This window comes from Kocuria gwangalliensis, assembly GCF_039544365.1.
Lineage (GTDB): Bacteria > Actinomycetota > Actinomycetes > Actinomycetales > Micrococcaceae > Kocuria > Kocuria gwangalliensis.
Genome location: NZ_BAABLN010000001.1, coordinates 223,269 through 244,452 on the forward strand (window position 1 = coordinate 223,269; position 21,184 = coordinate 244,452).

Consider the following 21,184-nt stretch of genomic DNA (forward strand, 5'->3'; position numbering starts at 1 on the left):
GCCGTCCGTGCCTCAGCGGCGGCGTTCGTCCTGCTCGGCGAGGTTCGCCATCATTTCGTTGTAGGCCTTCAACTCCGCGTCGTCGGTGCGGTCCGCCTGGCGGTCCACCCGTCGGTTCTCCTTGCTGCCCTCGAGCGCCCACAGGATGGCCACGATCACGGCCAGCAGGAACGTGGGGAACTCGCCGATGCCCCACATGAGCATTCCGCCCAGTTCCTGATCCTCCAGCGCGCTGGGGCCCCAGGGGCGGCCCATGTTGCCGAACCAGCCGGCCTGCAGCACCGAGGTCATGCTCATGATGGAGATGCCGATGAACGCGTGCGCGGCCATGGTGGCCAGCAGCAGCACCAGGCGCATGGGATAGGTGGGGCGCTTGGGAATCGGGTCGATACCGATCAGCACCAGGGCGAACATGTATCCGGTGAACAGGAAGTGGATCATCATGAACTCGTGACCCACGTGGTAACGCAGCGTGACGCGGAACAGGTCGGTGAAGTAGAACAGAACAATCGAGAACGCGAAGTTGGCCGCAGCGAAGATCGGGTGGGTCACGATCTTGCCCCACGTGGAGTGCACGAGGCGCAGGATCCATTCACGCGGTCCGCGAGTGCCGTCCCCGCGGGGTTCCAAGGCCTTGAGGACCACGGTCACGGGCGCGCCGGAAACCAGGAACAACGGCACGATCATGGTGAGGCTCATGTGCTCCACCATGTGCGCGGAAAACAGCACGCGGGCGTAGACCGCCACACCACCGGAGGTCGCATACATGAGCAGCACCAACCCGATGAGCCAGGACCCGGTCCGCAGCACCGACCACTGATCCCCGCGTCGCCACACCTTGATGGCGGCCCAGAGGTACACGATGGCGAAGAAGACGACCACCGCGGCCCAGAACCAGTCGATGCGCCACTCGGTGAACCAGGAACTGACCGTCGGTTCGGGGGGCAGCTCGTACCAGGTGAGCAGGCGCGCCGGGGAGGCGTCCGTGGGCATCTCCTCGGGCACGGGGGGAGCCGTCCGGCTCAGGGCGGAGGCAATGCCCATCAGCAAACCCATCAGCACCAGCTCCACCACGATCACGCGCCACAAAGTAGCCGCGCGCGAACGGGAGCCGTCCGTCACACCCGGGATCAGCCACTGGCGGTGCGCAAAGCCCACCAGCATCAGCACCAGGGTCAGCACCAGCTTGGCCAGCACGATCCGGCCGTACCCCGAGTTGAGCTGCTCCCACGAACCAATGCGCACCTGCGCGTTGATGATCCCCGACAGCAGGACCAGGAAGTAGCACCCCAGGGCCACCACCGAGTACCGGCGCAGCACCACGGCCAGCAACGGGACACGCTGCCTGGTCTGACCGCGGTGGGCAATCACCGTGGACTCCTGGGCCAGCAACGGGCTGGCCCACGCCAGGGCAATCAGACCGCCCACCCACAGGCAAACCCCCAAAAGGTGCAGCCCCAGCGAGTTCACGGCCCCCATGTGGTCGGCCCCGCCCGATGAGTGACCGTTCAACGCGAGCGCCACCAGCGCGACCATGGTCAAGGCCAGGGTGCAGAAGAGACCCAGGAGCGCACGCACACCGAAGATCAAGGTGGTGACCACCGCCGCCACGATCACCACGGTGACCTGCGCCTGACCCGTGGCGATCTCCGTGACGTAGTGGGTCAATTGCTGGGTGTAGTTCTCACCCGCGCCCAATCCCGTACCCGAGACGTCCGAGTAGGTGAAGATCAGCACCGCGATCGCGGAGACGGTCCACACGACCGACGCGGCCTGGGCCAGCTGCAGCACCGCCGCATACACCGGGTGTTCCGGTTCGGCGGCTTGGTCGCGGCTGTTGCGCGGTGGCCGCTTGCGCGTGGGGTCCGCGAATCTCGGCACCACACCGATCGCCAACAAGAGCGCACCCATGACCGCGGCCATCGAGATGTTGTGCACGGTCTCCAGGGCCGGCAGGCCCCAGCGCACCAGGGCCCCCGGGTCCGCAACCTGGCGCGGGTCCGAGGCGCCGCCGTACAACAGGGCAGCGGTCATCCCGATCATGGCGCTCACCAGGACCACGGCCACGGTCCACGGGGTGAGGCTCACCCCCGCGATCTCGGACCGCCGAGGCGGCGTGCTTTCCGGAGCTTTGGCCCCAGTGGCAGTGCTCATTCGTGTGCTCCTTCGGCCCCGTGCTCGGTGACCATTCCCGCGTTATGGGCCGGTGCCCCTGTTGTGTTGTGCTTCATCCGATCAGAAGAGTTGATCTCCTACGAATCCACCTTCCTCGCACCCGGGTGGAATCGCAAACACCGCCGAGCCGATGGGCACGGTCCAGGTGTTGAGCATGTCCATCTCGTCCAGCCTCTTCTGGATGGGCACGAATTGCTTGACCGGATCCGCTTGGTAGGACGCGAAGATCAATCCGGTATTGGATACTCCCCCGCTGATCTCACCGGAACGGCTCATCCCCGATGCGTCGGCCACCGGCAGATCGTAGTTGTAGACACTGCGGAAGATTTTTTCGTCGGGATTGTCCGTGCGGGACCGCCGAATGTGACTGTAGGACGCGATCACCGGGAACCCCAACGGGCCCTTGGCCTCGAAGTCCGGTTCATCGTGTTCCTGCGATCCGGTCAGGGGGGCGCCGTCGGCCAGCTTCCGGCCCACCGCGTCCTCGCGGGCGGGAGTATCGGCCTCGTCCCATGTGTCCACATTCATGTGGATGCGGCGCAGCACCAGCGATGTACCGTTCTCGATCCATGGATCGAATCCGTCCCGCCCGTAGACCACTTTCTCGTGGTCTGTTTCCCCCGGATACGGGTTGACCGTGCCGTCCACCTGGCCGAACAGGTTGCGCAGGCTCTGGCCGGAAACCGTGGCCCCCACGGTGTTGCGGAACCCGTCCTGGATCCACCGCACGGCCGCGAAGGACCGCGAATCCTTGAGCAGCACGCGCTGGGCATGCGCCAGGGTGAGCTTGTCGTCGCAGCACAGCTGCACCAACACGTCGCCCTGGTTCCACCGGTCCTGCAACCGGTCGATGGTGAATGCCGGGAGGGGTTTGAGCCACCCCGGGGAGCGGGCCGCAGCAATCAGGGACATGACCTTCGGTCCGAATCCGAACGTGACCGTGAGCCGCGAGGGGTTCTCCGCGAGCCACGGCTCCTGGTCCCACAACGGAGCGCGGCCCTGGGTGAGGGCGGCGGCGTCGTCGGAGAGCACCCGGAGCATGCGCCGCAGGGAATCCTTGCTCGCGCCCTTGTTGAGGTCCAACGCGATGAAGGCGGAGAAGGCCTGGGGCAGTGTTGCCACGCCGGCCTGCCGAGCGCCGTAAAACGGTTCCGTCTGCAGGCCGTGCCGTGCGGCGTCGCCGTGGTCGGAGGTGGGCCGGTCCGATGAACCGAGTACCCCGCTGAAGCCCGCCGCTGATGCGGCTCCGATGCCGGTGGCGCCCGCACCTGCGACCGCTCCGATGAGGAGTGATCGCCGCTGCAGGCCCCCGGAACGAGGGGTTTCGTCAGTGCTCATGGCATTCTGGAAGTGCCGAGGATTGCGCGCTGGGCATCTCGGAGTGCTCACCGTGGCCGCTGTGCTCCTCGCCCGGGGCATAGTGCTCCTGCGCTCCCGCGTAGTCGCGCACCGGCACGGTGATCTCCTGGGTCCGGCCGTCACTGAACCCCAGGTCGAGAGTCAAATCGGTCCCCGACTGCACGGCACACGTGAGCTCCATGAGCATGATGTGGTCCCCACCGGGTTCCAGCGTCTTGGTCTCTCCGGGCCCGATCTCGAAGCCACCCTCAACCCGCTTCATCTCGGTCGCGCCCGTTTGGTCGTTCATCACGGTCTCGTGCAGCTCGGCCACGTCAGCGGTGTCTGCCGCGGCAATGGATTCGAGCGTCACGGCCTGGTCACCGGTGTTTTTGAGCGAACCGAACACGGAGGTCATGTTCGAATCGGCCGCCTTGGCCCAGCCGTCCCCCAATTCCACAACTTGCCCGGTCGCCGCAGTAGCCTCCGCCGACGACGCCGCCGGGGCCTGCGTGGTCTCGTTCGCCGGGTTGCCGCTCGAGGAGCAGCCGGTCAGTGCCGTCGCGGCCAGACCCACCGCCAGCAGGGATGTCACGCCGCGGCGCACGGGGCGGGGCAGCGGACCGGAAGCACGTTCAATCATCAAGTTCATGGTGTGGTCTTTCTCTAACCTGAGTTCCGCCCCGCCCCGACCGGGGGCACATGAATATGCCGCGACGGAAATACGGGGCGGAACCCAGAAACCTACGGGATACGGTGGCCGATCAGTTCTTCTTGCGGCGGGTGGCCAGCACCAGGACCACGATGAGCAGCGCGAGAGCACCCACACCGCCGATCACGGGGATCGGCCAACCGGGCGTGCCGGATTCGGCTGCGGGCTCGGCCGCTTCGGACGCGGAGTCGTCCCGATCGTCACCCGTGGGGGTCGCGGACTGTTCCTGGGTGGGGCCCTGGTCGGCCACCTCACCGGCTCCCGCTCCCACGGTGTAGTCGAAGGTTCCCTCAATGGGGTGGCCGTCCTCGGACACCACGCGCCACACCACCGTGTAGGTCTCGTCCTCGGTGGAACCGGGGTTGTCGAGCGGCTGGATCAGTTTCTGCCGGTCCACGGTCGATTCCTGCGCGACCTGCGATTCACCGGTGGAGTCCGTCACCCGGACTTCCCGGCCGATGTCCATGATGTTTCCGGAGAGCGTGAGGGTGAGCGCTTCCGGCGACGCCTCCAGCGCGGCCCCGGACTCGGGGTCGGAGCTGATCATTTCGTCGTGGGCTGCGGCTGGTTGCACCGTGCTGACGAGCATGAACAATGCGGTCAGCAGGGCCAGCAGGACGGCCGCGAGCGGACGCCGATCGGAACCGGCGGGCGCCACCGCGCTGTGCGGCGTCGTCCGTGCTGCGGATGTGGAACGGGCGGGGACTGCGGAATCAAAAGTGTGCATGGAGTTCTCCTGCGTCAAGGACGCGTTACTGCCGCTGCGCGCGGCATGAAGCGGGATGTGAAGTGTGGCCATGACGGCACTCCGGATCCCGCGGCAACGCCGACCACCAACGCCGACGAACTACGCGAGAACCGGGACCGTCCCCCGGGCGGGTGGGCCCCTGAAACCATGCACGACCGGCAGGAGCAGCTGATCGGTGAGAGCGCGCGGAGAGGTCCACGCAATGCGGCGCGGCACCGTACGGATCACCGGAAGCGTAGGCACGCTGACCCAGGCCGCGACCCGTAACGAGACGGCGTCGACCAGGCGCATCACGGCGACCTCACCGTGACGTAGGAGAAGGTAGGTGGCAACGGCGGCGACGACGTGCGCCATCAGCATGCCCGTGCCGTGATGGACCAGGTCCGGGGCGGTCGTGACCACCAGCTGTGGGGTGCCCTCGGCAACCGGACCGGCGGCGTGATGGGTGTGGTCAACGGCGGTGACGCCGTGCCCGGCCTGCGCGAACACACCGTGAAAAAGGCCCTGGCTCGCCACGACCGCCGCGGCAACGCTCACCCGGGAGAGCACCGTGCCGGCGAGCAGCATGCACACGGGAGCCGCGAGTGCGGCGGAGAGGAGCATCAGGATGACCGGGGGCCATGTGCCGTCCACGGCGGCGTGGGAGGCGGCACCCAGGCCCGTCGCGGTCAGGGACGCGGCCCAACCCCGGGCAAGACGGCGCGCACGCGAAGCCACCGCACACCTCCGGGGTTCTGATCAGTCGACAAATTTCCCTCCATTATGCGTGTCAGCCGGGGAATTCACGAACTCGGAAACGATTGAGGGACCGCCCACGAAAATACGTGGGCGGTCCCTCGAACTGTCACGCGCGTAGTGCACGCGCAGGCTTACCTCACTTGGAGGAGACAGCAGCCTTCAGCTTGGAGCCGGCGGTCAGCTTGACACCGTGGCCCGCCGGAATCTGAATGGTCTCACCGGTCTGCGGGTTACGGCCCTGACGAGCGGCACGGTCGGTGCGCTCGACGGACATCCACCCCGGGATGGTGATCTTCTCGCCGTTGGAAACGGAGCTCTCGAAGACCTGGAACATTGCATCCAGCACGCCGTTGACGGCGGCCTGCGTGGTGCCGGATTTCTCGGCAACCTCGGCAACGAGTTCGCTGCGGTTCTTAGCCATGTGCTTGTCCTCCTGGACTTAATTGGCGTTCTCGGTGGAAAGGGCGCCTATGCTCCCATTGCTTCCGAGGGAGAAATTACCAGCTCGACTTGGTAATACCCGGCAATTCGCCACGGTGCGCCATTTCGCGGAAGCGAACACGGGAAATACCGAAGCGCTGGAAGGTTCCGCGGGGGCGGCCGTCGATCTGGTCGCGGTTGCGGACGCGGATAGGGGAAGCGTCACGGGGAAGCTTCTGCAGACCCAGGCGAGCCTCTTCGCGGGCCTCCGGGGATGCGTTCTCATCCACGAGGGTCTTCTTGAGCTCTGCGCGCTTGGCGGCGTAGCGCTCGACAATGACCTTGCGCTGCTCGTTCTTGGCGATCTTGGACTTCTTTGCCATGTGTTTAGCGCTCCTCGCGGAAATCGACGTGCTGACGAACCACCGGGTCGTACTTCTTCATGACCATGCGGTCAGGATTGTTACGGCGGTTCTTACGGGTTACGTAGGTGAAGCCGGTACCAGCGGTGGACTTCAGCTTGATGATGGGACGTACGTCCTTGTCCTTGGCCATCTCAGATCTTCTCCCCACGTGCAATGAGCTCGTTGATCACGGAGTCGATGCCGCGAGCATCGATCACCTTGATGCCCTTGGCGCTCAGATTGAGCGTGACGTTGCGACGCAACGAGGGCACCCAGTAACGCTTCTTCTGAATGTTCGGGTTCCACCGGCGCTTGGTGCGGCGGTGCGAGTGCGAGATGCTGTGTCCAAAACCCGGCTGGGCTCCGGTCACCTGGCAGTGCGCTGCCATAGTGTTCTCCTCCAATGTCCAATGTCGACGAAATGACGGCACGCATGGTCGCTGTCAGCGTTGTGTGTTGACGCTGTCAGCTGCGGCCAAGAGTGATCCGTCACCTCAAGAAAATGCCACCGTTCGTGCGCTGGGCGGTGGTGCTCAATTGCCCCGCGTCAGTACCGGTCAGGGCACTCGCCACGACGAAGACGGTGAAGATCAGGCGCCGGTAGATGGACTCCACCACACGACAGCCTTAAATTCTAGGCTTCTACGATCTCTCTCGCAAACTCAACGTTAAAAACGGTGCGATTGAGCGCAGGACCATCCTAGCGGTAGCCGCCCAAGGGGCAAACTCGGGGGCTTTTAACACGAGTTCGGGGTGCGCGCCGTCCATGACCCGGCGCACACCCCAGAACACGTTGTGCGGTTCCCATCTCCTCACCCAGGAGATTAGGTAAGACTAATCTAACCTAAGTTGCGGACGGGGGGAACCCCTCGGCGGCATCCGTTATTTCTGCCTCGGTTCCGCGATATCTCGGTGTTCCAGCGGCTCGTGCACCGACACCTCGGGGTCACGGGATGCGGTTCCAAGCGTCTCGTTGACGGCCCGCACGAGGCTTTGCACGCGCGCCATCGCGTTGAGTTCCTCCAGCAGGACGTACTTTCCCTGCCCGTCCGCCAGCGGAACCCGCCAATTGGGATACTCGTCACTGGTGCCCGGCTGGTTCTGGATCCGCCGCTCCCCCACCGCGTCCACCAGGGACACGTTGAACAGCATGGACGGCGCTCGCCCCAGGTAGCGGTAGAGCGCCTCGATCTTGGCCTCTTCGCTGCTCTGCGCGCCGCCCGGGAGCAAGCCCTCGGCCTCCACCGCGGTGAAGAACGTTTCCAGTTGCTGCCGCGCCTGCCTACGCTCCTCCTCGGGGGAACGAGCGAGTAACCCCAGGTCCTCGCGGAGTTCGAGCTGCACACCCTCCAGATAACCTGCGGTGGGCGGCAAATCATGAGTGTTGACCGATGCCATACACAGTTCGCGGTACTGGGACGGGTCCAGGGGCTCGTCCTCGGCCATTTCGAACCACAGGATGGACGTACCCAGCACCCCTTTTTGTTCCAGGTACCGGCGCGCACTGGGTTCCACGGTGCCCAGGTCCTCACCGATCACCACCACGTCCGCCAGTTCGGCCTCCAGTGCCAGCACGCCCACCATGGCCTCGTGGTCGTAATAGACGTAGGCGCCCTCGGAGGCCTGGTTGCCGTCCGGGATCCACCACAGCCGGAACAACCCCACCACGTGGTCGATCCTGATGCCACCGGCGTGCCGGAAAATGTTGCGCAGCATGTCCCGCCAGGGTTGATAACCGGCCTCGGCCAGCCGCTGCGGGTGCCACGGCGGTTGGCTCCAGTCCTGGCCGAGCTGGTTGTACATGTCCGCGGGAGCTCCTACGCTCACACCGCTGGCCATGGTGTCCTGCAAAGTCCAGGCATCGGCGCCGTTCTTGCTCACACCGACCGCAAGGTCGTGCACCACACCGATGTCCATGCCCGCCAGGTGGGCCGCGCGCTGGGCGGCCTCGAGCTGTTCGTCGAGCAACCACTGCAGCCACACGTAGAAGTCGATGCGGCGCGCGAGGCGGGTACGCGCCTCGCGAGCGTAGGGCGCCACCGGTGAGGCGGCGCCGTCGCCCCATTCGGGAGCATCCTCGCCCAGTTCTTCACGCAGCGCGCACCACAAACCGAAGTCCTGCAACGTCTGTCCCCCGCGCGCCACGAAGGCCTCGAGTTGTTGCTGGCGGTACGGCGAGCGCCGCACGGTGAACAGCAGGTCCAGGCTCTTGAGCTTGGCCTGGTAGGCGGGGTCGCGATCGATCCGGTTGGGATCCAGCACGGTCTTGCGCTGCACGGCGGCCAGCCGCTCGATTACCTCGCGATCGTTGGGGCGCAGGTACGCGAACTCGGCCACGTCGGTGATCCGAAGGTAGAGCGGGTTGAAGAACCGTCGGCTGGAGGGTAAGTACGGGGACGGCTCGACGGGCGGTACCGGCTCCGCGGCATGCAGCGGATTGATCAGCACGTAGTCCGCGCCCTGTGTGCCGCTGATGGCCGCCAGCGAGGCCAGGTCGGACAGGTCACCCACGCCCCACGAGCGCGAGGACATCAGCGAGTAGAGCTGCGCCATGTAACCCCAGCGCCGCCGCCCGCGCAGCTTGTCGGTGGTGTTCAACCGCTGCGGGGTCACGGCCACGTGGATCGTTTCCGATCCGCCGTCATGGACCTCCGGGCTCTCGGCCTCCAGGAGGTACCACCCCAGCTCAAGATCCTCGGGCAGCTCGTAGCGGCGCCTCTCCCGCGTCACCCCGTCAATCTCGCGGGTGTCCGACGACGCCGCGGCGTCCAGTTCCCGCGCGGCCTCGGGGTGGCCCTCGGGCCACAACCGCACACGTGCATCGGCACCGGAGGGCACGGTCACGTCCACCGTGGTGTGCGTAGCGACCTCGGTGATCACCACAGGGGGCAGCATGCGCCGCCAGGGGGCCTCATCCCGAGCCCGGAGACTCTCCCGTGCCGCGGCCTCGGATGAGGCGTCCGCGCCCAGCGCGGTGAGCACCTTACGCAGGGTCTCGTCCGGCACGGTCTTGGATTCCCCGTCAAAACCTTGATAGTCGGTGGCCACGCCGCAGCGGGAGGCCAATGTTTGCAGTGGGGTCTCACCCGAGTGTGATGCGCTGTCCGCCATGGCACCACTCTAATCAGCCGGGTGACCATCTCCGGCCCACATGACCCGCCCTCGGTCGTTGCCGCGGGTTATGACGCGTCCCAGGCCTGGGCTGTGAGTTCGAAGCTGCGCGCGCGTACCTCCGGGTCGTAGGCGTAGCTGTTGAGCATCAACTCGTCCGCGCGGGTGAGCTCCACGACCTGTTCGAGCTGGTCGGCCACGTGCTGTGGGGTTCCCACGGCGGAGACCGCCAGGTGCTGCTCCACGAACGCGGCTTCGGCCGGGGTCAGGTCCACCTGATCCACCGGGGGCTGTAGCGGCCCCCGGCTGTTGCGGGCCATTCCGCGGACCAGTAGTTGGTGGGTGGTGAACTGCCTACGCGCTTCGGCCTCGGTATCGGCGGCGAGCACATTGGCGGCAACCATCACGTACGGCTCCTCCAGCGTGGCCGTGGGCGCGGACGCGTCGAAGGCCGTCCGGTAGGTCTCGACGGCCGCCATGATCATGGCCGGCGCGAAGTGCGAGGCGAACACGTAGGGCAGACCCAGGGACGCCGCGACCAGGGCGCCGTCGGTGGAGGATCCCAGGATCCACAGCGGCACGCGGGTGTTGCGAGCCACCGCGGCGCGAATGGGCTCGCCCTCCTGCCCTCCGAAGTAACGTTCGAGCTGGTGGATGTCCTGGCGGAAGGTGTCGTGACCTCCCTGACCACGGCGCAGCGCCAAGGCCGTGCGCATATCGGTTCCGGGTGCCCTGCCCAGCCCGAGGTCCACTCGCCCCGGGTAGAGACTTTCCAGCGTTCCGAAATTCTCGGCCACGGTGAGCGGAACGTGATTGGGCAGCATGATGCCGCCGGACCCCACGCGGATGGTGGAGGTGGCCGCGAGGGTCTGCCCCATGAGCAGGGCGGTGGCCGAGGACGCGAAGGACTCCGAGTTGTGGTGTTCCGCATACCAAACCCGTGCGTAGCCGGCGGCCTCCAGCCGCTGGGCGAGCGCCGTGGCATCGCGCACACACTGGGCGACCGGTCGATCTTGGATAATGGGCACCAGATCCAAGGCGGAGAGGTTCACGTGAGAATTCTGGGCTGCTACCACGGTGTGGTCCTTTCACCGGCCGTCCGCTGGGTCGTCGTCTTCGATGCTATTACCTGTTCCGTCCACCGCCGCTCCCGTCACGTGAGGATTACCCCATGAAACCGTCATTGCCCGCCCCGCCCGCAGACTGGCGCCCCACCGCCGCGGTATTCGACTGCGACGGCGTGCTCATGGACACCGAAACCGCATGGGCCGGCGTGCAGGAACAGGTCTGCGCCGATTACGACGTCGCATTCGGCGAGGCCTCGCTCAAGGAACTGATGGGACTCTCCGCCGCGGACGTCGCGCGCTGGATCACCGATCGTGCCGCCGAAGCCGCTGCCGAGAAGGGCCGTGAGGGGCCCGACCCGGATGAGGTCTACGAGCACCTGATCGAGGTCGAGGCCTCGGTGGTTTCCGGCATTCTGGAACCGTTGCCGGGCGCCCTGGAAACCGTGCGCGCCTTTGCCGAGCGCATGCCCGTGGCGGTGGCCAGCAATTCGACCGCGCAGGTCCTCCATCGCAAGGTGCATGCGCTGGGCCTGGAAGGGACCATCACCACGTGGGTCAGCTCGGACGATGTCACCCACGGCAAACCCGCACCCGATATCTACCGGGAAGCCGTTCGCCGCCTGGGTGTGGAGCCGGGGCAGGCCCTGGCCATCGAGGACTCCCCCGCGGGCACCACCGCGGCGTCTCGGGCCGGACTATGGGTCCTGGGGGTGCCCAACGGTCACGACGAACCCCTCTCCAGTCACTTCATTGCGGATTCGCTCGCGGACCCGCGCGTGCGGGAGTTCATGACCGGTTGGGGGCTGTGACCCGGTCGTGAAACGCACGGCGCCCCGCTCCCTGCCGCACGGCAGGAAACGGGGCGCAGCGGCGTCGTCGTGCTGGGGGCAGTCAGCTGTTCCAGAGACCGTAGGTCTCGGCCAGCTCCGAGACCTTCTTGGCCCGAGCCAGGCGCGGCAGGTAGGAACCGTCCGCACCGGTGTGACCGGAATTGGCCTTCTCGATCATTTCGCGGGCCCAGCGGATCTCCTGTTCGCTGGGGGCGAGCGCGTGGTTAATGGTGTCCGCCTGGTCGGGATACAGGGTCAACTTGCCGGTCATACCCATGGACTGAGTGACCTTGCACGCGTCTTCGAGCCCCTCGCGGGACACCCCGTTGCTCGGACCGTCAATGGGGCCGGGCAGCTCACCCACGCGAGACGCGGTGACCAGGGTGGAACGTGCGAACGCGAGCGCCATGGCATCACCCGAGGCACCCGTGTCCTTACGGAAGTCACCCACGCCGAAGGCCAGGCGGAACACACCGGGAGCACGCGCGATGTCATAGGCGTTCATGAGACCCACGGCCGATTCGATCAACGCCACCACCGGAGTGCCCGCGCGGCTCATCATGGCCGTCTTGGTGATGTGGTCCGGGTGCTCGGTCTTGGCCAGCACGATGCCGCGCAGATTGTCGACCTCACTCAGTGCGGCCAGGTCCTTCTCCCAGTGGGGGGTGGTGATGTCATTGACACGGACCCACGCGCTCGCGCCGTCCTTCATGGCCTGGATCATGTCGACCCGGGCGTTGTCCTTGTCCTCCTCCGGAACGGCGTCCTCGATGTCGAAGATCACCGAATCCGCCTCCGATGCCAGGGCCGGGGCGAACAAAGACGTGTTGGCTGCGGAGGTCAAAAGCCAAGAACGCGAGAGCCGAGCGGGCAGGTCTGCGGCGCGCTGATTACGGTACGGAGTCACTAACTCTGCCTTTACTTCAGGGAACTGTGCTGGACAGGGACTATCGCAGGGGCGTGTGCGCGGGATCAACCTCTTCACCGGAACGCACGGGGCCCGGCGCAGTAGCACCGTCCGCGAACGGGGAGCCACCCATATTTTCACGACCGTGCTCCGACAGCCAATTGCTCAGATCCGGGCCCACCGGAACGATCTGGGACGGATTGATGTCCTCGTGCACGATGAAGTAGTGCTCCTTGATCTGCTGGAAATCCACCGTGTCACCGAAGCCGGGGGTCTGGAACAAATCACGGGCGTAGCCCCACAGGTTGGGCAGCTCGGTCAGTTTCTGACGGGAGCACTTGAAGTGCGAGTAGTAGACCGGGTCGAAGCGGACCAGGGTGGTGAACAGTCGGACGTCCGCCTCGGTGATGTGCTCGCCCATCAGGTACCGCTTTTCGCCCAGGCGTTCCTCAAGCCAGTCCAAGGCCACCCACAAGCGCTCATAGGCCTTGTCGTAGGCCTCCTGGGAGCCTGCGAAACCGCAGCGGTATACGCCGTTGTTGACCTCGGTGTAGACGCGCTTCATGACGTCTCGCATCTCGTCCTCGAGCTCGGCGGGCCACAGATCCGGTGCGCCCGCGCGGTGGAACTCGGTCCATTCCTTGGCGAAGTCCTCCGTCATTTGCGGGAAGTCGTTGGTCACCACCTCGCCGGTGGGGATGTCCACGATGGCCGGCACCGTGATGCCGCGCGGGTAGTCGGGGAAACGCTCGAAGTAATTCTCCTGCAGCCGCTCGGTGCCCAGCACCGGATCCTTACCCTCGGGGTCCAGATCGAACTGCCATGAACGGGCATCGTGGGTGGGCCCGGGCAGGCCGATGGATATGGCGTCCTCCAGGCCCAGCAATCGACGCACGATCAGGGTGCGGTTGGCCCAGGGACAGGCGCGCGCGGCCACCAGGTGGTAGCGACCGGCCGCGACCGGCCAGGCTTGGGCACCCTCGCCGAGTTCGGCGTTCTCGGGCTCGGCCACGATCCGATCCTCGATGTACGTGGTGTCCCGATTGAATTCCTCACCGGCGTGGACATACGCCCCGGCAGTGGAGTGCTGATCTTTGTCCTGGTTCTTCGCGTCGGTCACGGCGCTCCTCACGTCTAAGATTTATTTTGATGATACGTCATCATCACCTTCACCTGCTATGACACAAACCACCGCTGTCGAAGACGATTGTCAGGACTACAGTTGCTGAATACAACCACACCTGATGTGGCGGCCCACCACTTCTTCCTCGGGGGTGAAGACCATGAGCACGACCAGCGATCCTTCCGAAAATTCTCGTCCCCACGAGACCGAACGTCCCCGGTACGGCGTGCGCGTCCCCGGAAGTGGGAACTCGGCACACCAGGCGTCACCACCGCCCGAGACGCCATCCCAGTACCGGGAGGTTTCGCCCAGGGCCGCCCGCCGCATGGGCCGCGGACTGTCCTTCACCGTGATTCTGCTGGGCGCACTGGTCGGCCTGGGGTTGATGGCCATTGGTTTCGCCGAGGGGTGGGTCGTGGGGGCCTCCTTGGCCCTGCTGGGTGCCCTGGGGTACATCATGGTCCAATTCCAGATCCTTACCGCCTTCAGGGACCCCGACGCCGTGGCCATCCGCAGGCGGTCCAAGCTCTGGCTGATCCCCGGTGCCCTCCTCCTGATCGGGCTGCTGGGAATCGGAGCGTCGTTCCTGGTGGAACCGGTGATGGGCAGTTCCATTCCGGAGGGCCTCGTGGATGATTACATCCTGGCGTTCATCGTGGCCGGTATGACCATGGTGGTGGGCTCGGGTCTGGGATTCGGGCTGGTGGCCATGGCCGTGTTGACCCGACCCGATGACGACGACTCCCCGCTGCGGCCCACCGATTACGCGGAGCGGGCCCGCGACCGCGATGCGCGGCCGAGCTACTACGATTTCGATTGGATCAAACACGGCCCGCGCGAGTAATCCGCAGCGCTCGACCCGTGACCCCGACCGGCCAGAACAGAAAGTTCTCCACATCATGCAGACGCCCTCATCCGCCAATTCCGTGCCCTGGTTATCGGAGCACGAGAACGCCGCTTGGCGTAGTTTCCTGGCGCTGTCGCGGAGCATGGAGCGCGCCATCGACAGGCAACTTCAACGCGACAGTGAGCTGTCGAGCTCGGAATACCACGTGCTCGTCCCCCTGTCCGAATCGAAGGACGGCAGCATGGCTTCGCGTGAGCTGCTGCGGCACTTGGACTGGGAACGCTCTCGCCTGTCACACATGCTGTCCCGAATGGAAAAGCGCGGCATGGTATGCCGCAAACCCAGCCCTCACGACGCCCGCGGACTCATCGTGGAAATCACCGACCACGGCCGTCAGGCGATCAACGCGGCCGCACCCGCTCATCTGGCCATGGTGCGCGAGGCGTTCGTGGACCATCTCAGCGCCGACGACATGCACGTGCTGGTGGCCATGGCTGACGATGTGATCCCCCGCCTGGAGAAGATGAATCTGCTCTGAGAAAAACCCCCTTAACAGGGGACGGGTCCTGTCGCTTGGGGGAATTGACAGGACCCGTCGGACATCCCGATCGGGGGAGATACGGGACGCCGGCCAGCCGGGGGAACGTCCGGACGCTCTTGGGGGGATGCATCCGGGCCACTTCGACTGACATCACCACTCTAGGGGGCAAATCCATCGAGATGCAAGTAACAAGTACGGTGATTTGCATGACTTCACATTATTGCTACCAGGAGATATGAGTACCGAGACCGGGTGCGGGAAACGGCACTTTCCCGGAACACTAACAGTACCGCCGTGATTCCGAGCCTCAGGGCCGGCCGACCCGCCCTGCGGCGCGCATGCGAAAGCGCCCCGATTCCTGCGAATCGGGGCGCTTTCGGCGTGGCTCAGCGCTCCGCGGGACCGGGATCGCCGCGGGCGGAGAGCTACTTACTTGCTTTCGTTTTCCTTGGCGAGCACGTAGTTGTACTCCACCTGGTTGCCCTGGCCGCCTTCGCGCTCCTTGACCTCCAGCATCAGCTCGGGTTTCACTGCCGAGGCAATGTCATCCTCGTTGTGCGGGTCGCCCGGGAAGTAGAGCTGCTGCGTGACCAGCTGGTAACCGGGAGCGGAAACCTTGATGTGGATGTGGGCCGGACGCCACGCGTGCCAACCTGCGGCGCCGATCAACTGGCCGCACGCGCCGTCGGTCGGAATCTGGTAGGGAGCCGGCTGCATGGTGTTGATTTCGAAGTAGCCGTTCTCGTCCGCCTTGACGGTGCCGCGGAAGAGCCACTCGGGCAGCCCGGGGGCGTACTGGGAGTAGAAGCCGGCCGCGTCAGCGTGCCAGATCTCCACCTGTGCGTCCTGGATGGGGTTGCCATGAGTGTCGGTGAAGTTACCGTGGAACAGCAGCGGGGTGCCTTCTTCGTCCTCGCGCATTTCCAGGGTTGCCGGGGTGGGCATATCGGGGGCGTTGGGAACGTAGTACGGGCCCTCGATGGTGCCCACGGTGCCGGGGCGTTCCTTGGAGTTGATGTCCTCAATGGTGTGTTCGAGCCACACGTCGAGGAACAGGGGCCATTCGCCGTCGGTGCCGACCTTGATCAGCCAGGCCTTGAGGGCGTTGTACTCCTCGTAGGTGACCTCGTGCTTGATGGCGATGTCGTTGGCGGCCTGGATCAGCTCACCTGCGAGCAGGGAGACGCGTTCCTTGGGAACTTCGAATTTGTTCAGCTTGCCGGACTGGGCGAAACGCTCGGTCGCGAGCGAGCCGGCCTCGACCGCGGTGCCTTCGTTTTCCTTGCGGGTATCAGTCATGGTGACCTCCACTTTCTCATCATTGAAAAGATGTACGCCCCGGGGGTGATGCGAGGACCCACCAAGAAATTTCACGCAACCCTGTGGTGGGTGACACACCCTGACGCTTGTCTCAAGCCTACGAACCGAATCCATATCTAACAAATATGTAATTGGCCGATATTGATTATGGGTGACGATAAGCCACCCCCTTACTTCACCCTAGGGTTTACCCTGATGTGAGTGGTATCACTAGAGGCCAGAATGAGACGTACGCAACCTGTGGTTCACCTGCGGGTTTAAGCATCATCACCCGCACCACAAGATGCGCCGGGTCCACCCGGTGCACCGAAGTCCAAGGAGTTACGTCATGACCGAAACCCTCAGCCACCTTCACCAGGTTCTTGAAACCGCGCTCGTCGACGACCGCGAGCAGGGCATCATCCGCGCCAACCGTGAGATCTTCACCGACCCGGAGATCTTCGAACTCGAGATGAAGCACATCTTCGAAGGCAACTGGGTGTACCTCGCCCATGAGTCCCAGGTCCCCAATGTGGGTGACTACTTCACCACCTTCATCGGTCGCCAGCCCATCGTGATCACCCGCGACAAGGAAGAGAAGCTCAACGCTCTCATCAACGCATGCGCACACCGCGGTGCCATGCTGTGCCGCCGCAAGACCGACAACCGCACCACCTTCACCTGCCCGTTCCACGGTTGGACCTTCCGTAACACCGGTGAACTGCTCAAGGTGAAGGATTCCCGCAACGCGGGCTACCCGGAGAACTTCAACAAAGAAGGCTCCCACGACCTCACCAAGGTTGCTCGCTTCGAGAACTACAAGGGCTTCCTGTTCGGCTCGCTGAACCCGGACGTCCTGCCGCTGGAGGAGCACCTGGGGGATTCCACCAAAGTGATCGACTCGATCGTCGACCAGTCCCCCGAGGGCCTCGAGGTGCTGCGTGGTTCGTCCACGTACACCTACGACGGCAACTGGAAGGTTCAGATGGAGAACGGCGCGGACGGCTACCACGTCACCGCCACCCACTGGAACTACGCCGCGACCACCTCGCGCCGCACCGCCGGTGACTCCACCAACACCACCAAGGCCATGGACGCCGGCAAGTGGGGCAAGGCCAAGGGCGGCTTCTACTCCTTCGAGCACGGCCACCTGCTGCTGTGGCAGGAGTGGGGCAACCCCCAGGACCGTCCGCTGTGGGACCGCCGCGAGGAGCTCGTGGAGAAGTACGGCGAGGAAATGGCCAACTTCATGATCAACATCTCTCGCAACCTGTGCCTGTACCCCAACGTGTATCTGATGGACCAGTTCTCCTCGCAGATCCGCCACGTCCGCCCCATCAGCGTGGACCAGACCGAGGTCACCATCTACTGCATCGCCCCCAAGGGCGAGTCGGACAAGTCGCGCGCACACCGTATTCGCCAGTACGAGGACTTCTTCAACGCCACCGGCATGGCCACCCCGGATGACCTCGAGGAATTCCGCTCCTGCCAGAAGACCTACCTGGCCTCGGCCGCTCCCTGGAACGACATGACTCGCGGCGTCGCCCACGAGATCCCCGGTCCGGACGAGCAGGCGGCGGCCCTGGGCATGAACAACGTGATTGCCTCCGGCGTTCGCACAGAGGACGAGGGCCTGTACCCCGTTCAGCACGGTTACTGGAAGCAGGTCATGGACCAGGCCGCGGGCGAGCTCGACAACGATCCGGCGACTGTCTGATCCACGTTCGCCCCACCGACACAACGAAAGATTGCGAGACCATGACTGAAACGTTGACCGAAGAGCGCACGTCCACCATTGAAAAGGTCCGGGCGTTCCTGTACCGCGAAGCCCGCCTGCTCGATGACCGTGACTTCGACGCCTGGATCGAGTGCTACGACCCGAGCGCTTCCTACTGGATGCCCGCCTGGGACGATGCCGGCCAGCTGACGGAGGACCCGCAGCGCGAAATTTCCTTGATCTACTACGACAACCGCGGTGGTATCGAGGATCGCGTGTTCCGCATCAAGACCGACCGTTCATCGGCCACGTCCTTGCCGGAGCCGCGCACCGGACACAACATCACGGATGTCGAGATTCTGGAGCACAACGGTGACGAGGTGAAGGTCCGGTTCAACTGGTTCACCTTGTACTTCCGTTACAACGTGACCGATACGTACTTCGGTTACAGCTTGTACACCATCAACATGGCGGGCGAGCAGCCCAAGATCATGGACAAGAAGGTTGTCCTGAAGAACGACTACATTCACCACGTAGTCGACATCTACATGATCTGAGTCCACTCGCTGTGACGGACGGTCCGGTGCCCGGCCCCCGCCTCAGGGGTCCGGGCACCGGTGCTGTCCGCACCGTTTGGCCCATTTACACACCACAGCTATGACGGTGAACGTACCCGTCCCATGATCACGGTTCACCGCCAGTAGGAGAAGATCACCCATGCCGAACCAGGTTGCACTAACTTTTGAAGATGGCGTCACCAAGGTCATCAAGGTCGATGACTACGAAACCATCATGGACGCGTCCTACAAGGCGCGCATCAACATTCCCTCCGACTGCCGCGACGGCGCGTGCGGTACCTGCAAGTCCTTCTGCGAGTCCGGCGAGTTCGATCCGGGAGACTTCATCGAGGACGCCCTGACCGACGAAGAGTTCGAGAAGGGGTACATCCTGACCTGCCAGACCGTGCCGGAATCGGACATGGCCGTGAACATTCCCGCAACGTCCGAGTCCGCCAAGACGTCGGCTTCTTCGTACACCTCGCGCATTACTCAGTTGGACCGTCATTCCGAGACCACCACATCCTTCACCCTGGAGATCGACAAGCGTTCGGAGCTGGCCTACCTGCCGGGTCAGTACATGAACCTCAAGATCCCCGGCGTCGATGTGGAGCGTTCGTACTCGTTCTCGAGCGGACCCAACACCGAGGCGGCAGCGTTCATGGTGCGTACCGCTCCCAAGGGCGCGATGTCCGAGTACCTGCGTGACCGCGCCCAAGTGGGCGACGAGATCACCCTCTCGGGCCCGTTCGGTTCGTTCTTCCTCCGCGACCCCAAGCGCCCGTTGTTGCTGCTGGCCGGCGGTACCGGTCTGGCACCCCTGCTGTCCATCTTGGAGAAGCTCTCGGAAAACCCGCCGGAGCACGCCGTGCACCTGGTCTACGGTGTGACCCGCGAGGAAGACATCGTGGGCCTGGACTGGATCGAGGAGTACAAGGCCAAGCTGCCCAACTTCACGTGGGACTACATTGCCTCCGAAGAGGGCACCTCGGCACCGCACACCGGCTACGTCACCCAGATCATCGAGCCGGGCCACCTCAACGACGGCGACGTTGATATCTACCTGTGCGGCCCCCCGCCCATGGTCAACGCCGTGGCCAAGTGGCTCGAGACCGAGGGCATCGAACCCGCCAACTTCTACTTCGAGCGCTTTGCACCCAAGGAGAAGACCGGCGGCGACGCCGAGACCGGCGCACCCGTCAGCTCCGCGGACGTGGCGGAGTCCGGTGATTCGATCTCCAAGTCCGAGGCCGTTTCGTCCATGGAGACCGGGCGGTTGTCCTTCGCCAAGGAAGATTCCTTTGCGCAGCTGGACGCCCGCATGGGTCTCGAACTGGCCATCACCGAGCTCATGATGCCCAAGATCACGGATGAGCAGGTCAAGAACCTGCGCCGCCTGGCCGATGCCACCGCGGACTGCGTGAGCGGCTCCGAGGTCAAGAAGCCCGAGGACTTCGTGCGCTACAACGAAGAGTTCCACGAGTACCTCTTCACCGTGTCCAACAACCCTTCGCTGCTGGAGTCCTACCGCCGCCTGGACCTGACCGATCAAATGCAGGCCACCTTCGAGTCCGGCACCGTGATCTTCGACCGGGTCATTCAGGATCACGTGGACTTTGTGGACGCCTTCGAGAAGAAGGACATCGAGCGTGCCCGCGAGGTCATCATGGCCCACGCACGAGATGCCAAGGAGACCATGGAAGGCGCAATCGTCAAAAAGGAGTCCGAGTGAACCAGTTGCCCGAACCGTTCAGTGCACTGAGCCCGGGCCGTTTCGACGGCAAGGTGGTGCTGGTGACCGGTTCCGCCCAGGGCATCGGACAGCGGGTGGCCGAGCGGATCGGTGCCGAGGGCGGCACCGTGGTTCTGGTTGACCGTTCCGAGCTGGCCGAGCAGGTGGCCGAGGGTATCAACTCGTACGGCCAGCAGAACGGTTCCAACGGTTCCGCGAGCGCGGTCACCGGCGTGGACCTGGAGACGTTCGAGGGAGCGGAGCATGCCGTGTCCGAAACCTTGGAGCGGCACGCTCGCGTGGACATCTTGATCAACAACGTGGGCGGAGCCATCCTCATGCGTCCGTTCGAGCATTTCGATGCCGAACAGATCCAGAAGGAGATCAACCGCTCCCTGTTCCCCACGCTGTGGATGTGTCGAGCGGTTCTGCCCGCCATGTTGGACGCGGGGTCGGGCACCATTGTGAACGTGTCCTCGAATGCAACGCGCGGCATCAATCGCGTGCCGTATTCGGCGGCCAAGGGAGGTGTCAACGGCATCACCCAGGCGCTGGCGATGGAGACCGCGGGCCGCGGCATCCGGGTCATGGCTACCGCCCCGGGTGGCACGGAGGCACCACCCCGCAAGGTACAACGCGGGCCGGGACCCGAGGGCGATCAGGAGCAGGCATGGGTCAAGGACGTGGTGGATCAGGTCACCGATTCCACGTTCTTCAAGCGCTACGGAACCCTAGACGAACAAGCCGCACCCATTGTGTTCGTGGCCTCGGACGAGGCTTCATACATGACCGGGTCGGTGATCCAGGTCAGCGGCGGTGACATGGGCTGAGTGACGGCCCGCATTCCTGACGCACCGGGTGAGTCTTTTCGACTCGCCCGGTGCGTACAGTATCCGCAGGTACTCACCCCAGCCGCCG

The 21,184-nt window shown here is 64.6% G+C and carries 22 protein-coding genes; 7 read left to right on the forward strand and 15 right to left on the reverse strand.

Annotation, left to right across the window (positions count from 1 at the left end; genetic code table 11):
• Positions 1-12: 12 nt before the first annotated feature.
• The 12 genes from ABEA06_RS01000 to ABEA06_RS01055 form a co-directional block, all read right to left on the reverse strand.
• Positions 13-2,154 carry a cytochrome c oxidase assembly protein gene (locus ABEA06_RS01000; RefSeq protein ID WP_345310271.1) on the reverse strand — a complete coding sequence of 714 codons (2,142 nt, stop codon included), beginning with the start codon at positions 2,152-2,154 and terminating at the stop codon, positions 13-15.
• Between the two features lie 81 nt (positions 2,155-2,235).
• Complete coding sequence (locus ABEA06_RS01005; RefSeq protein WP_345310272.1) at positions 2,236-3,513, reverse strand: Dyp-type peroxidase; 1,278 nt, start codon at positions 3,511-3,513, stop codon at positions 2,236-2,238.
• Positions 3,503-4,165, reverse strand: a complete 663-nt coding sequence (locus ABEA06_RS01010) for a copper chaperone PCu(A)C (protein ID WP_345310273.1) — start codon at positions 4,163-4,165, stop codon at positions 3,503-3,505. The genes ABEA06_RS01005 and ABEA06_RS01010 overlap by 11 nt, the downstream gene beginning before the upstream one ends.
• A 112-nt stretch (positions 4,166-4,277) precedes the next feature.
• Positions 4,278-4,952, reverse strand: coding sequence for a copper resistance CopC family protein (locus ABEA06_RS01015; RefSeq protein ID WP_345310274.1), 675 nt, complete (start codon positions 4,950-4,952; stop codon positions 4,278-4,280).
• 120 nt (positions 4,953-5,072) lie between these two features.
• A complete protein-coding gene (locus ABEA06_RS01020; RefSeq protein WP_345310275.1) occupies positions 5,073-5,690 on the reverse strand; it encodes a hypothetical protein in 618 nt (205 codons plus the stop codon).
• Between the two features lie 157 nt (positions 5,691-5,847).
• Positions 5,848-6,132 (reverse strand): HU family DNA-binding protein, encoded by a 285-nt coding sequence (locus ABEA06_RS01025; RefSeq protein WP_345310276.1) that lies wholly within the window; start codon positions 6,130-6,132, stop codon positions 5,848-5,850.
• A 76-nt stretch (positions 6,133-6,208) separates the two neighbouring features.
• On the reverse strand, positions 6,209-6,514 hold the full coding sequence (rpsN, locus tag ABEA06_RS01030) for a 30S ribosomal protein S14 (RefSeq protein ID WP_303383157.1): 306 nt from the start codon (positions 6,512-6,514) through the stop codon (positions 6,209-6,211).
• A gap of 4 nt (positions 6,515-6,518) precedes the next feature.
• Positions 6,519-6,686: a 50S ribosomal protein L33 gene (gene rpmG / locus ABEA06_RS01035; RefSeq protein ID WP_190780701.1), complete on the reverse strand. Its 168-nt coding sequence runs from the start codon at positions 6,684-6,686 to the stop codon at positions 6,519-6,521.
• Position 6,687: 1 nt separating this feature from the next.
• Positions 6,688-6,924: a 50S ribosomal protein L28 gene (rpmB, locus tag ABEA06_RS01040; protein ID WP_345310277.1), complete on the reverse strand. Its 237-nt coding sequence runs from the start codon at positions 6,922-6,924 to the stop codon at positions 6,688-6,690.
• Between the two features lie 100 nt (positions 6,925-7,024).
• Positions 7,025-7,153, reverse strand: a complete 129-nt coding sequence (locus ABEA06_RS01045; protein ID WP_016997589.1) for a hypothetical protein — start codon at positions 7,151-7,153, stop codon at positions 7,025-7,027.
• A 264-nt stretch (positions 7,154-7,417) separates the two neighbouring features.
• The gene (malQ, locus tag ABEA06_RS01050; RefSeq protein ID WP_303382162.1) at positions 7,418-9,646 is read right to left on the reverse strand and encodes a 4-alpha-glucanotransferase; all 2,229 of its coding nucleotides are present in this window, start codon (positions 9,644-9,646) and stop codon (positions 7,418-7,420) included.
• 68 nt (positions 9,647-9,714) lie between these two features.
• The gene (locus tag ABEA06_RS01055) at positions 9,715-10,698 is read right to left on the reverse strand and encodes an LLM class flavin-dependent oxidoreductase (RefSeq protein ID WP_303382161.1); all 984 of its coding nucleotides are present in this window, start codon (positions 10,696-10,698) and stop codon (positions 9,715-9,717) included.
• A 119-nt stretch (positions 10,699-10,817) separates the two neighbouring features.
• On the opposite strand from ABEA06_RS01055, the gene ABEA06_RS01060 reads away from it, so the two are divergent.
• Positions 10,818-11,522 carry an HAD family hydrolase gene (locus tag ABEA06_RS01060; RefSeq protein WP_303382160.1) on the forward strand — a complete coding sequence of 235 codons (705 nt, stop codon included), beginning with the start codon at positions 10,818-10,820 and terminating at the stop codon, positions 11,520-11,522.
• An 82-nt stretch (positions 11,523-11,604) separates the two neighbouring features.
• On the opposite strand, the gene ABEA06_RS01065 is transcribed toward ABEA06_RS01060, so the two are convergent.
• Both ABEA06_RS01065 and ABEA06_RS01070 read right to left on the reverse strand, forming a co-directional pair.
• Positions 11,605-12,450, reverse strand: coding sequence for an HpcH/HpaI aldolase/citrate lyase family protein (locus tag ABEA06_RS01065; protein ID WP_345310278.1), 846 nt, complete (start codon positions 12,448-12,450; stop codon positions 11,605-11,607).
• Positions 12,451-12,490: 40 nt separating this feature from the next.
• Positions 12,491-13,570: a glutathione S-transferase family protein gene (locus tag ABEA06_RS01070; protein ID WP_345310279.1), complete on the reverse strand. Its 1,080-nt coding sequence runs from the start codon at positions 13,568-13,570 to the stop codon at positions 12,491-12,493.
• 163 nt (positions 13,571-13,733) lie between these two features.
• On the opposite strand from ABEA06_RS01070, the gene ABEA06_RS01075 reads away from it, so the two are divergent.
• Positions 13,734-14,417, forward strand: coding sequence for a hypothetical protein (locus tag ABEA06_RS01075; RefSeq protein WP_345310280.1), 684 nt, complete (start codon positions 13,734-13,736; stop codon positions 14,415-14,417).
• A 55-nt stretch (positions 14,418-14,472) separates the two neighbouring features.
• On the forward strand, positions 14,473-14,958 hold the full coding sequence (locus ABEA06_RS01080) for a MarR family winged helix-turn-helix transcriptional regulator (RefSeq protein ID WP_303382156.1): 486 nt from the start codon (positions 14,473-14,475) through the stop codon (positions 14,956-14,958).
• A 432-nt stretch (positions 14,959-15,390) separates the two neighbouring features.
• Here ABEA06_RS01080 and catA read toward each other — a convergent pair whose 3' ends face one another.
• Positions 15,391-16,260: a catechol 1,2-dioxygenase gene (catA, locus tag ABEA06_RS01085; RefSeq protein ID WP_303382155.1), complete on the reverse strand. Its 870-nt coding sequence runs from the start codon at positions 16,258-16,260 to the stop codon at positions 15,391-15,393.
• A gap of 349 nt (positions 16,261-16,609) precedes the next feature.
• On the opposite strand from catA, the gene benA reads away from it, so the two are divergent.
• From benA to ABEA06_RS01105, 4 genes are all read left to right on the forward strand, one after another.
• Complete coding sequence (benA, locus tag ABEA06_RS01090) at positions 16,610-17,977, forward strand: benzoate 1,2-dioxygenase large subunit (protein ID WP_303382154.1); 1,368 nt, start codon at positions 16,610-16,612, stop codon at positions 17,975-17,977.
• A gap of 41 nt (positions 17,978-18,018) precedes the next feature.
• A complete protein-coding gene (gene benB / locus ABEA06_RS01095) occupies positions 18,019-18,534 on the forward strand; it encodes a benzoate 1,2-dioxygenase small subunit (RefSeq protein ID WP_303382153.1) in 516 nt (171 codons plus the stop codon).
• 160 nt (positions 18,535-18,694) lie between these two features.
• On the forward strand, positions 18,695-20,266 hold the full coding sequence (benC, locus tag ABEA06_RS01100) for a benzoate 1,2-dioxygenase electron transfer component BenC (protein ID WP_345310281.1): 1,572 nt from the start codon (positions 18,695-18,697) through the stop codon (positions 20,264-20,266).
• A complete protein-coding gene (locus ABEA06_RS01105; protein WP_345310282.1) occupies positions 20,263-21,096 on the forward strand; it encodes a 1,6-dihydroxycyclohexa-2,4-diene-1-carboxylate dehydrogenase in 834 nt (277 codons plus the stop codon). Before benC ends, ABEA06_RS01105 begins: the two co-directional genes overlap by 4 nt.
• Positions 21,097-21,184 lie beyond the last annotated feature (88 nt).

Bases quoted from the DNA above. Each gene is read 5' to 3' on its own strand.
- ABEA06_RS01000 (WP_345310271.1), bottom strand. From the start codon at position 2,154: ATGAGCACTGCCACTGGGGCCAAAGCTCCGGAAAGCACGCCGCCTCGG.
- ABEA06_RS01005 (WP_345310272.1), bottom strand. From the start codon at position 3,513: ATGAGCACTGACGAAACCCCTCGTTCCGGGGGCCTGCAGCGGCGATCA.
- ABEA06_RS01010 (WP_345310273.1), bottom strand. From the start codon at position 4,165: ATGAACTTGATGATTGAACGTGCTTCCGGTCCGCTGCCCCGCCCCGTG.
- ABEA06_RS01015 (WP_345310274.1), bottom strand. From the start codon at position 4,952: ATGCACACTTTTGATTCCGCAGTCCCCGCCCGTTCCACATCCGCAGCA.
- ABEA06_RS01025 (WP_345310276.1), bottom strand. From the start codon at position 6,132: ATGGCTAAGAACCGCAGCGAACTCGTTGCCGAGGTTGCCGAGAAATCC.
- rpsN (WP_303383157.1), bottom strand. From the start codon at position 6,514: ATGGCAAAGAAGTCCAAGATCGCCAAGAACGAGCAGCGCAAGGTCATT.
- rpmG (WP_190780701.1), bottom strand. From the start codon at position 6,686: ATGGCCAAGGACAAGGACGTACGTCCCATCATCAAGCTGAAGTCCACC.
- rpmB (WP_345310277.1), bottom strand. From the start codon at position 6,924: ATGGCAGCGCACTGCCAGGTGACCGGAGCCCAGCCGGGTTTTGGACAC.
- malQ (WP_303382162.1), bottom strand. From the start codon at position 9,646: ATGGCGGACAGCGCATCACACTCGGGTGAGACCCCACTGCAAACATTG.
- ABEA06_RS01060 (WP_303382160.1), top strand. From the start codon at position 10,818: ATGAAACCGTCATTGCCCGCCCCGCCCGCAGACTGGCGCCCCACCGCC.
- ABEA06_RS01075 (WP_345310280.1), top strand. From the start codon at position 13,734: ATGAGCACGACCAGCGATCCTTCCGAAAATTCTCGTCCCCACGAGACC.
- ABEA06_RS01080 (WP_303382156.1), top strand. From the start codon at position 14,473: ATGCAGACGCCCTCATCCGCCAATTCCGTGCCCTGGTTATCGGAGCAC.
- catA (WP_303382155.1), bottom strand. From the start codon at position 16,260: ATGACTGATACCCGCAAGGAAAACGAAGGCACCGCGGTCGAGGCCGGC.
- benA (WP_303382154.1), top strand. From the start codon at position 16,610: ATGACCGAAACCCTCAGCCACCTTCACCAGGTTCTTGAAACCGCGCTC.
- benB (WP_303382153.1), top strand. From the start codon at position 18,019: ATGACTGAAACGTTGACCGAAGAGCGCACGTCCACCATTGAAAAGGTC.
- benC (WP_345310281.1), top strand. From the start codon at position 18,695: ATGCCGAACCAGGTTGCACTAACTTTTGAAGATGGCGTCACCAAGGTC.